This is a genomic window from Streptomyces albidus (ex Kaewkla and Franco 2022), assembly GCF_013870515.1.
In the GTDB taxonomy this organism is placed as follows: Bacteria; Actinomycetota; Actinomycetes; order Streptomycetales; family Streptomycetaceae; genus Streptomyces; species Streptomyces albidus.
This window is the reverse complement of the sequence record NZ_JACBXA010000220.1, coordinates 1-10,031: the sequence shown is the minus strand read 5'-3', so window position 1 is coordinate 10,031 and position 10,031 is coordinate 1. Positions and strand designations below refer to the sequence as shown.

General features: G+C 70.1%; 11 protein-coding genes. 9 read left to right on the top strand and 2 right to left on the bottom strand.

The window, feature by feature from the left end; genetic code table 11:
* The first annotated feature begins 112 nt into the window (after nt 1-112).
* The 3 genes from H5J26_RS24325 to H5J26_RS24315 all read left to right on the top strand — a co-directional run bounded on the left by H5J26_RS24325 (nt 113) and on the right by H5J26_RS24315 (nt 1,983).
* Nucleotides 113-499, top strand: a complete 387-nt coding sequence (locus H5J26_RS24325) for a MazG nucleotide pyrophosphohydrolase domain-containing protein (RefSeq protein ID WP_181768090.1) — start codon at nt 113-115, stop codon at nt 497-499.
* Entirely contained in the window at nt 462-956 is a 495-nt protein-coding gene (locus H5J26_RS24320) for an HIT family protein (protein WP_309238054.1), read from the top strand. Before H5J26_RS24325 ends, H5J26_RS24320 begins: the two co-directional genes overlap by 38 nt.
* A 127-nt stretch (nt 957-1,083) precedes the next feature.
* Nucleotides 1,084-1,983, top strand: a complete 900-nt coding sequence (locus tag H5J26_RS24315) for a phosphatidylinositol-specific phospholipase C (RefSeq protein WP_181768091.1) — start codon at nt 1,084-1,086, stop codon at nt 1,981-1,983.
* Between the two features lie 122 nt (nt 1,984-2,105).
* Here H5J26_RS24315 and H5J26_RS24310 read toward each other — a convergent pair whose 3' ends face one another.
* Both H5J26_RS24310 and H5J26_RS24305 read right to left on the bottom strand, forming a co-directional pair.
* Nucleotides 2,106-2,408: a hypothetical protein gene (locus H5J26_RS24310; protein ID WP_181768089.1), complete on the bottom strand. Its 303-nt coding sequence runs from the start codon at nt 2,406-2,408 to the stop codon at nt 2,106-2,108.
* Nucleotides 2,409-2,494: 86 nt separating this feature from the next.
* A complete protein-coding gene (locus H5J26_RS24305) occupies nt 2,495-2,743 on the bottom strand; it encodes an SCO4226 family nickel-binding protein (RefSeq protein WP_181768088.1) in 249 nt (82 codons plus the stop codon).
* A gap of 434 nt (nt 2,744-3,177) precedes the next feature.
* On the opposite strand from H5J26_RS24305, the gene H5J26_RS24300 reads away from it, so the two are divergent.
* The 6 genes from H5J26_RS24300 to H5J26_RS24275 all read left to right on the top strand — a co-directional run.
* Nucleotides 3,178-4,566 carry an MFS transporter gene (locus tag H5J26_RS24300; RefSeq protein ID WP_309238053.1) on the top strand — a complete coding sequence of 463 codons (1,389 nt, stop codon included), beginning with the start codon at nt 3,178-3,180 and terminating at the stop codon, nt 4,564-4,566.
* Between the two features lie 16 nt (nt 4,567-4,582).
* A complete protein-coding gene (locus tag H5J26_RS24295; protein WP_181768086.1) occupies nt 4,583-5,467 on the top strand; it encodes a shikimate dehydrogenase in 885 nt (294 codons plus the stop codon).
* Nucleotides 5,468-5,485: 18 nt separating this feature from the next.
* Nucleotides 5,486-7,297: a bifunctional sugar phosphate isomerase/epimerase/4-hydroxyphenylpyruvate dioxygenase family protein gene (locus tag H5J26_RS24290; protein ID WP_181768085.1), complete on the top strand. Its 1,812-nt coding sequence runs from the start codon at nt 5,486-5,488 to the stop codon at nt 7,295-7,297.
* 71 nt (nt 7,298-7,368) lie between these two features.
* Nucleotides 7,369-8,049 carry a TetR family transcriptional regulator gene (locus tag H5J26_RS24285; RefSeq protein WP_181768084.1) on the top strand — a complete coding sequence of 227 codons (681 nt, stop codon included), beginning with the start codon at nt 7,369-7,371 and terminating at the stop codon, nt 8,047-8,049.
* A gap of 143 nt (nt 8,050-8,192) precedes the next feature.
* Entirely contained in the window at nt 8,193-8,690 is a 498-nt protein-coding gene (locus tag H5J26_RS24280; protein WP_181768083.1) for a hypothetical protein, read from the top strand.
* Between the two features lie 440 nt (nt 8,691-9,130).
* Nucleotides 9,131-10,031, top strand: a 901-nt coding sequence (locus H5J26_RS24275; RefSeq protein WP_181768082.1) for a four-carbon acid sugar kinase family protein, incomplete at its 3' end; no start/stop codon positions are given.

Here is a 10,031-nt window from a genome sequence, read left to right as displayed (position 1 = left end):
CGCACATCCACCCGGAGCACGCGGCGTCCGCCGGGGTGGCCGCCGCCGCGGGGCTCGCACCGACCGACCGTATGCACGAGGGCGAGGTTCGTTGGGAGTGGACGGTGGAGGGATGAATCTGGACGAGCTGCGAAGCCGTGCGATGCACATCCACGATCTCTACGACGAACTCAACCGCCGTGAGCGGGGCCGTGTCTGGACGCGGGAGGAGTTCATGCTCGGCTTCACGGGCGACGTCGGAGACCTGGCGAAGCTCGTCATGGCGCAGGAGGGGGCCCGTGAGATCCCCGGCGGGCGGGCCGCGCTCGAGCACGAACTCGCCGACTGCCTCTGGTCGGTGCTGATCCTCGCCCACCGCTACGGTGTCGATCTCGAAGCGTCGTTCTGCCGCACGATGACGGAGCTGGACACGGCGATCAACGCGAAGCTCGCCGTCCTTGGAGAGGGAGAGGGTGAGTCACGTGACGGAACGCCGCCCGATGGACCTGCGGGCGTATGAGGAGCGCACGCGCTCAGGCCCGTGCTTCGTCTGCGCCTTCGTGGCGGGAGAGCCGGAGTTCCGCCACGAGACGGTCTACGAGGACGACGAGACCATCGCCTTCCTGGATCGCTTCCCCACTCTTGCGGGCAAGGTCCTGGTCGCTCCGAAGCGTCACATCGAACACGTCGTCAGCGGCATGGACGAGGCGGCGTATCTGCGGCTGATGGGGGTGGTCCGCAGGGTCGCCCTGGCCGTCGAGGACGTGCTGGCGCCGGAGCGGACGTATCTGCTCTCGCTCGGCAGCCAGCAGGGCAACGCCCATCTGCACTGGCACATCGCGGCGTTGCCCGAAGGCGTCCCGTACGGGCAGCAGCAGTTCCACGCCCTCATGACGGAGAACGGCGTGCTGGCGGTGACGCCGCAGGAGTCGGCGGACATGGCGGCGCGGCTGCGCGAGGCGCTCACAGGGATGTGACGCGTCTGCCCGGCTCGCCCTGCAGCGGCCGCAGACGCGGTGTCAGGCGGCAATGCCGGACGCCGTGCCGCCTGGCCGAAGACGCTCTGTGGCAACCCGTCGATTCGTGCTTGTCTTGAGCATGACCATGAGACGCCGGCACTTCCTCACGTCGCTGACCGCCCTTTCGGCCACCACTCTCATGAGCACCGCCGCCGCGGGTACGGCGAGTGCCGCCGGCGCCCGGGCCCCCGTCCCGGACTCATGGATGTCGCAGCTCCCGGACGGTGCGCTCCTGCACGAGCTGACCATCCCCGGCACGCACAACTCCGGTGCGCAGTACGGCGGTCCGTGGACCGAGTGCCAGAACACCGGCATCCCCGCACAGCTCACCGGCGGCGTCCGCTTCCTCGACATCCGCTGCCGCCTCTTCGACGGCTCCTTCGCGATCCACCACGGCCCCTCCTACCAGCACCTCAACTTCGACGACGTACTGGGCAGTTGCCGCGACTTCCTCGCCGCCCGGCCGTCGGAGACGGTCCTGATGCGGGTGAAGCAGGAGTACTCGGAGGAGAGCGCCGAGCAGTTCAAGACCGTCTTCGACGACTATCTGGACGGACGCGGCTGGCGGTCCCTCTTCCGTCTAGACGCCGCGCTCCCCACCCTGGGCGACGCTCGCGGCAAGGTGGTGCTGCTGGGTGACTCCGACGGGCTGCCGGGCGTGCGCTACGGCGACGCGGGACTCTTCGACATCCAGGACGCGTACATGGAGGAGCCCGGAGCCAAGTACCCGCTGATCGAGGACCACTTCCGCAAGGCAGTGACCCAACCCGGCAAGCTCTACGTCAACTTCGTCAGCACGGCGGCTCTTCTCCCGCCGCGTTCCAACGCGGACCGTCTCAACCCCCGCGTCCGCGACCTCGTTTCGTCCCCCGACAACTCCGGCTGGCGCGGTCTCGGCATCGTCCCGATGGACTACCCCAACGAGCACGGCCTCATCGAGCCCCTGCTCGCGCACCAGCCCACGCTCGCCCTCGCCGGCCGCTGACCCACCGACTGCCCGCACCCGGCGGGCAGTTCACACGCTTCTCCGGAGCGGCATGCGCTGCCCGGCCGGACGACCGGCCCCCGGTTCCGAGGCCCGGGGACCGGCCACGGCGTCGTCCAGGCTCAGACTCCCAGGGACTCCTCGCGGGCCACTTCCAGGTTCAGGTACCTGGGCTCGCCGGTGCACAGCGCCCGCAGCTGCTCGGCCACGCGCCGGGTCTCCGGCAGGTCGTTGTTCTCCATCGCCTTCGCGTAGGAGGGGAACTCGACGATGTCGACGCAGTGGCCGGGCTTGTCCCGGTCCTGCGTGTGCAGCTCGTGGAGGGCGGTGCGCTTGCCTTCCGTGGCGGCCATCCACTGGTCGAGGATGCTGTTCACCTCGTCCTCGCGGTTCGTCTCGTACTCGATGATCTGGACGAAAGTCATGACCTTGCCTCCTGCTCCGTAGGGCTCACCGGTCACGGTCTTCCTTCACCCGGCCTGCCGCCTCCTCGGCCGTGACAGCGTCTTTGTCACACGCTCAGCGTCACGGGATGGATCTCGTCCGCCGGATGGCCGGCCCGTTCGTGCACACGCCGGACGGCCTCGGCGGAGGGTCCCTCGGAGAGGCAGAAGAGGGTTCCGGAATCCGTGTCGGCCCAGGCGTGCGCGAAGTGCACGTCCTCGTCGCCCTCGATCGCGAGGTCGGCCCGATGTGCCTCGTCCAGCTGCTCCGGTGTCATGTCGTGCATTCCGTGGTGGACGTCCATGAACGTGGTCACCGCTCGCACCTCCGGCGGTCGTACTGCGGGTCCCGGGCACCGTGACGACCCTGGGGTCCACGGGCCACGGCACCGGAAACGACCCCTCGCATTCATGGTGCTCCTTCCCGTCCCGATGCCAAAGCGAGGCCGGTGCCCAGCCGCGCCGGACCCCCGGAGCAGGTCCGCGGGCGGATCGATCCGACGCGGGGTATTGACAGCGGACGCCGCCGGGCGCAGCATCCTCGGCAGCTAATTAACTATCTAGTGCGTTCACTATCCGTCTCGGGCGGACCGGGAGAGCCGCCCGGCCCCTACGCTCGAGGAGGCCCCGCAGTGAGCGCTCCGGCGCCGTCCCCACGTCGCCGCAGGCAACAGCAGCGCACGACACCCGCACACCACACCGCTCACCCCGTTCCCGCAGCGGAATGCCGGGCCGTATCCGGAGGAGTCACGTGTCCGAACCCTCGGCTGGTGCTTCGACCCAGCCCCCTGTCGAACAGGGCAAGCCACGCAAGGCCGCGTTCGCCGCATGGATCGGCAGCGCCCTGGAGTACTACGACTTCTTCATCTACGGCAGCGCCGCGGCGCTCGTCTTCCCCAAGGTCTTCTTCAATCCCGACGACCCCGCCACGGCGACGCTCATCTCACTGGCGACCTTCGGCGTCGCGTACGCGGCCCGCCCCGTGGGCGCGCTGATCCTGGGGCACTTCGGCGACAGGCTCGGCCGGCGCAAGATCATGGTGCTCACGCTGATCATGATGGGCGTCTCCACGTTCCTCATCGGCTGCCTGCCCACGTACGCCCAGATCGGCACCGTCGCCCCGGTGCTGCTCGTCCTCATGCGCGTGCTGCAGGGCCTTTCGGCCGCGGGCGAGCAGGCCAGCGCGAACTCGATGACGCTGGAGCACTCCCCCGAGCACCGACGCGGTTATTACGCGAGCTACACCCTGAACGGCACGCAGGCCGGCCAGATCCTGGCCACCCTGATCTTCATCCCCGTCGCCGCGCTCCCCGACGACCAGCTCTACACCTGGGGCTGGCGCATCCCGTTCCTGCTGAGCGCGCTCGTCGCCGTGGCCGGCTACATCATCCGCCGCAAGCTGGAGGAGACCCCGGTCTTCAAGCAGGTCTCGGCGAGCAACGAGGTGGCCAAGCTGCCGCTGGTCGAGCTGGTCCGTCACCACTGGGCGGACGTGCTGCGCGTCGTAGCTGGAGCCCTCGTCGCGACGGTGAGCACCATCTTCACCGTCTGGGCCCTCTCCTTCGCCACCAGCGACGCCGGCGGCATGGAGGAGTCCTCGATGCTGTGGACCGGCGTCCTCGCCAACTGCGTCGCCCTGGGCGCGATCCCCCTGTGGGCCAAGCTGTCGGACCGGATCGGCCGCAAGCCCGTCTTCCTGACGGGCGCCATCGGATCCGGCGTCATGATCTTCGTCTACCTCTGGGCGATATCCACGGGCAGCTTCCCGCTGGTGCTGCTGACCGGCATCGTGCTGTTCGGCGTCGTCTACAGCGCGGCCAACGGCATCTGGCCTTCGCTCTACGGCGAGATGTTCACCGCGCAGGTACGGCTCTCGGGCATGGCCGTCGGCACCCAGATCGGCTTCGCCATCGCCGGCTTCGCCGTGAGCTTCGCCGAACAGATCGCCGGCCCCGGCGGAGACGGCTGGATGGGCGTCGCCACCTTCACCGCGGCCATCTGCGCCGTCAGCGCGATCGCGGTGGCGACTGCCCGCGAGACCCACCGGGTCCCGACGTCCGAGCTCGGTCTGAGGAAGGACGCGGGAGCCAAGGGCTCCTTCGCCTCCCGGCCCGGGTCCGAGTCCTCCCTGACCGGCTGAGCGGGGCGATCATCAGTTGACCTCTCCCGGATCACCGTCGTACCTGACCGGCCTGATCGGTTCCGGCATCGGCCCCTCGCTGAGTCCCTTCCTGCACGAACGCGAGGCCGACCGGCACGGGCTGCGTCTGCTCTACCGCACCATCGACCTCGACGCGCAGCCGGACACCGGCGTGGCGGACGCCGCCGCCCAACTGCTGCGCGCCGCACAGTCGGTGGGCTTCGACGGGCTCAACATCACCCATCCCTGCAAGCAGTCGGTCATCGCCCACCTCGATGAACTGGCACCCGACGCGGCCGAACTCGGCGCCGTCAACACCGTGGTCTTCCGCGCGGGCCGCGCGGTCGGCCACAACACGGACGTGACCGGGTTCGCCCAGTCCTTCTCCCGCGGGCTGCCCGGTGCGCCGGTGGACCGCGTCGTGCAACTCGGCGCGGGCGGCGCCGGAGCAGCCGTCTCGCACGCGCTGCTCCGGCTCGGCGCCGGCAGGCTCACCCTTGTCGACACGGAACCGGCCAGGGCGGAGTCGCTCGCGGCGGCACTCAACGGGCGCTTCGGGCAGGGCCGCGTCACGCCCGTCGCCCCGCAGTCGCTCGCCGGTGAACTCTCAGGCGCGGACGGCCTCGTGCACGCCACCCCCGTCGGCATGGCGGCCCATCCCGGGCTTCCGCTCCCGGCGTCGCTGCTGCGCCCCGACCTGTGGGTGGCCGAGGTCGTCTACCGCCCGCTGGAGACGGAACTGGTGCGCGAGGCCAGGCGGACGGGCTGCCGCACTCTCGACGGCGGCGGCATGGCCGCGTTCCAAGCAGCCGACGCGTTCCGGCTGTTCACCGGCCTGGAACCGCACACCGACCGGATGCTCGAGGACCTCGCCGACCTCGTCGGCACCCCGGCATCCTGAGGAACCGAGGAGCACATCATGCGCAAGTCCATCGCCACGGTGTCTCTGAGCGGATCGCTCTCGGAGAAGCTCACCGCCATCGCCGCAGCCGGGTTCGAGGGCGTCGAGATCTTCGAGAACGATCTGATCGCCTCGCCGCTCACGCCCGAGGACGTACGGTCGCGCGCCGCGGATCTCGGTCTGGCAGTCGAGCTCTACCAGCCCTTCCGCGACTTCGAAGCCGTCCCCCAGGACCTGCTCGAACGCAACCTCCGGCGTGCGGAGAGCAAGTTCGCCGTGATGGAACGGCTCGGCGCGGATCTGCTCCTCGTCTGCTCCAGCGTCTCCCCGCACGCCGTCGACGACGACGCGCTCGCGGCGGAGCAGCTGCACCTGCTCGCCGACCGCGCTCACCAGCACGGCATCCGCATCGCCTACGAGGCGCTGGCCTGGGGGCGGCACGTCAGCACCTTCGACCACGCGTGGCGACTGGTCGAAGAGGCGGACCACCCCGCTCTGGGGACCTGCCTGGACAGTTTCCACATCCTCTCCCGCTCCTCGGACCCCGCAGGCATCGAGGAGATCCCCGGCGAGAAGATCTTCTTCCTGCAGCTCGCCGACGCACCGCTGATGGCCATGGACGTGCTCCAGTGGAGCCGCCACTACCGCTGCTTCCCCGGACAGGGCGGCCTGGACGTCGCCGGCCTGCTGACGCACACCGTCAAGGCCGGATACCGGGGGCCGCTCTCCCTGGAGGTCTTCAACGACGTCTTCCGCCAGGCCGATGCGGGACGTACCGCCGTCGACGCCATGCGCTCCCTGCTCGCACTGGAGGAATCGGCCGGGCTGAGCGCTCCTCCCGCCCCCGTCGTACCGTCCGGATTCGCCTTCGCGGAGCTGACGGCGGCGGACACCGAACCGCTCCGCGGCCTGCTGACCGCGCTCGGCTTCGCACGCACCGGCCGTCACACCGCCAAGCCGGTCGAGCTGTGGGAGCAGGGGGAGGCGCGCGTACTGCTCAACTCCTCCGGCTCCGACCGCCGTTCAGGTCCGACCCTGGCCGCCGTCGGCCTGGAGTCGCCTGATCCGGGAGCGGCCGTACGGCGCGCGGAGACCCTACTCGCTCCGGTGGTGCCACGCCGCCGCGGGCCGCGGGAGGCGCCGCTGGACGCCGTCGCCGCACCCGACGGCACCGAACTCTTCTTCTGCCGCACCGGGCGCACCGACCATCCCAGCTGGACCGAGGACTTCGCCCCCGCGGAGAGCGAAGCCCCGGAGGGGGCGGGGAAGGGGAGCACGGGAATCTCGGGCATCGACCACATCGCCCTGACCCAGCCCTGGCACCACTTCGACGAGGCGGCCCTCTTCTACCGCAGCGTGCTGGGCCTGAATCCCGAGGAGAGCCAGGACCTGGCCGACCCCTACGGGCTCTTCCGCAGCCGCGCCGTCGCCAACTCCGACGGCAGCCTGCGCATCGCGCTCAACGTCGCCCCCAGCCCGGACGGAGAAGCCACCCGCTCACAGCACATAGCGCTCACCACCGACGACATCGTCGCCACCGCGCGCCGGGTACGGGAGTGCGGCGCCGCGCTCATGCCCGTACCCGCCAACTACTACGACGACCTCGACGCCCTCCACGAGCTGCCGCAGGAGACCCTCGGCACCTTTCGCGAACTGGGCATCCTCTACGACAGGGACGAGGACGGCGAGTTCCTCCACTTCTACACGGCCACCCTCGGCAGGGTCTTCTTCGAAGTCGTGCAGCGCACCGGCGGTTACCGGGGCTACGGGGCGCGCAACGCGACCGTCCGTCTCGCCGCCCAGCACACCGCCCAGCACGGCACCGTATGAGCGGTCCGGGCAAGCCGCTGCGCGACCTTCCTAGACTGGCGGGCGACTCACCGAATCCGACGAGGAGCCGCATGGTCGCCGCCGTCCCGCAGCCGTCACAGCCCGCCAAGCGCACGAGAGACGCGGCGCGGACGAAGGCGGAGATCCTCAAGGTCGCGACCACGGAGTTCGCGCGGCTGGGCTTCGCGGGCGCGCGGGTGGACGAGATCGCCGCCCGGATCCGGACGACCAAGCGGATGATCTACTACTACTTCGGCAGCAAGGAACAGCTGTTCACGGCGGTGCTGGAGCAGGCGTACGCGGTCATCCGCAGCCAGGAACAGGAGCTGGACGTCGAGCACTTGGACCCGGTGGCCGCGATCCGGCGGCTGGCCGAGCTCACCTTCGACCACCACGAGGCCCACCCCGACTTCATCCGTCTCGTCGGCATCGAGAACATCCACGAGGCCGAGCACATCGCCGCATCCTCGACGCTCGGGACGCTCAACTCCCCCGCGATCACGGTCATCGAGCGCATCCTGGAAGCGGGCCGCGCCGACGGGGTCTTCACCAGCGACATCGACGCCTTGGATCTGCACGCGATGATCAGCTCGTTCTGCTTCTTCCGGGTGGCCAACCGGTACACGTTCCGTACGATCTTCGGCCGCGACCTCACCGCGGCCGACCGGCACGAGCACTACCGCACCATGCTCGGCGACATGGTGATCGCCTACCTCACCTCGGGTGACGCCTCCGCGGCCTCGCGTGCCTGACGACCCGAGCCGCGTGACCCGGGTGAACCCGGTCGTGCACGGCCCCGGGCCGTCCGTGAACTTTTCGCTCTGGTGACAAATACGGCCCCGCCTCGTACGTGCGACCTAGAGTCCGAGGATCTTCTCCTTCCCAGGGAGCACCGATGAAAGACGAGTTGCCCACGGTTCATGCCGACCGCGCCCAGCGACGCGACGAGAGTTCGCCGCCGCGGGGATCCAGGTCAGGACGGCAGATCCGCAGGCTCGCTCTCCCGGCACTCGCGGCCGCCTCGGCCGTGCTGCTGCTGGGCGGATGCAGCGGGGACGGCGACGCCGCCGCCACGGTGTCCTCCAAGCCGCCCACCGTCGAGAAGCTGGCGTCCGCCGTGGGCTGCAAGGCGAAGCTGAGAAAGGGGAAGGTCGAGGACTTCCGGCAAGGGATCTGCGACATCGGCAAGCAGCGCTACACCATGGTCACCTTCAAGGACAACAAGGCCAAGAGGGACTACCTGGAGTTCTCCAAGGCCTACGGCGGCACCTACCTCGTAGGCTCCCGCTGGATCGTCGTGGGCGAGCCCCCCTCGAAGCTCGCGAAGGTGCAGGGCAAGTACGGCGGGACGATCGAGGAGGGCGACAAGCACGGGGGACACGGCCGCTCGTAGCGACGCCGACTCGGCCACACCGCCTCAACAGGCCTGCCCGCCCGCACGGGAGCGGGCACAACCGAAAGACGACGCACAGCGGGCGCGCACCACGGTGACGCGCCCGCTCACTGCTGTCCCGACTCCCGCTCCTCCACGGCCCGTTCAGGCCGCGCACCGCTGACGGCGGGTGCGCGACGCCGGCAGTTCCGGACACCGCCGTCCCCACCTGCGACGTCATCCTCGGCCCGCAGCTGGCGCGTTCACCCGCCGGCGACCGAGTGGATCTTCACTGTAGTTGCGCGATCCGCGCGGAATTCCGCGCACGTGCATCTGCTCACACCCCTTGACAGCGAAGACCGTCCACATCGAGGCTTCATTGAACGAAACGCGCAAGAAACAGTGCGCGGATCAGTCAAGTCGAAGTGGCCCCGAAGTGCGGGGCGGGAAGTGGGCACCACGTGGCGCAGGTTCTCGTGGTCGCCGACGACCTCACCGGCAGCAATGCCACGGGCGCGCTCTTCGCGCGGCTCGGGCTCCGCACCATCACGGTCAGCGACCTCGCTCAGATCCCCCGGTACGCCGACGGCGTCGACGTCCTCGTGGTCAACACCGGCTCCCGTCACTTCCCCGCCGCCCAGAGCTATGCCGCAGTCCACGAGGTCACCTCTCTGGCGGCCGGCGAGTCCCTGGTGGTCAAGCGGGTGGACACCACCCTGCGCGGCAACCCCGGCCGTGAGCTCGACGCGGCCGTCGACGCCGTCACGGCGGACAAGCCGTCAACTCCCGTGCGCGTGCTGGCCGTTCCGGCATTCCCGGACGCCGGGCGTACGACGGTCGGCGGCATCCACCTCGTCGACGGGGTGCCTCTCACCCGTACGCCCGTCGCCCACGACCCCTTCGACTCGGTACGGCACTCGCGGATCGCCGCCGTCCTCGGGGAGCAGAGCTCACGCACCACCGCGGAGATCCCCCTCGACGTCGTCGAGGACGGGCCGGACGCCGTGCTGGACGCCCTGCGGCGGCCTGCCGGCGTCCTGGTGTGCGACGCCACCGAGAACGAACACCTGCGTACGGTCGCGGCAGCGGCAGCCCGGTTGACGGCGCAGGACGGGACGCGCTGGGTCTCCCTGGACTCCGGTCCCTTCGGCGCGGCCCTCGCGGCGGAGCTGGGCATCCGCCCCTCGGGCCCCGCGCCCGCCCCCGTACTCGCGATCGTGGGCAGCGCGACGGACGCCACTCACGAGCAACTGGCCAGGAGCGAGAAGGCACTCGGCGCGCGCTACGTCCTTCTCGACCCCGACGACGCCGCCCCCGACCCCGCCCGCATCGTCCGCGAACTGCGGGCGGCCGCCGACGCCG

Excerpts from the sequence above, each read along its gene's own strand:
- H5J26_RS24315 (WP_181768091.1), top strand. The coding sequence starts at position 1,084 with ATGAGACGCCGGCACTTCCTCACGTCGCTGACCGCCCTTTCGGCCACC.
- H5J26_RS24285 (WP_181768084.1), top strand. The coding sequence starts at position 7,369 with ATGGTCGCCGCCGTCCCGCAGCCGTCACAGCCCGCCAAGCGCACGAGA.
- H5J26_RS24280 (WP_181768083.1), top strand. The coding sequence starts at position 8,193 with ATGAAAGACGAGTTGCCCACGGTTCATGCCGACCGCGCCCAGCGACGC.
- H5J26_RS24310 (WP_181768089.1), bottom strand. The coding sequence starts at position 2,408 with ATGACTTTCGTCCAGATCATCGAGTACGAGACGAACCGCGAGGACGAG.
- H5J26_RS24325 (WP_181768090.1), top strand. The coding sequence starts at position 113 with ATGAATCTGGACGAGCTGCGAAGCCGTGCGATGCACATCCACGATCTC.
- H5J26_RS24290 (WP_181768085.1), top strand. The coding sequence starts at position 5,486 with ATGCGCAAGTCCATCGCCACGGTGTCTCTGAGCGGATCGCTCTCGGAG.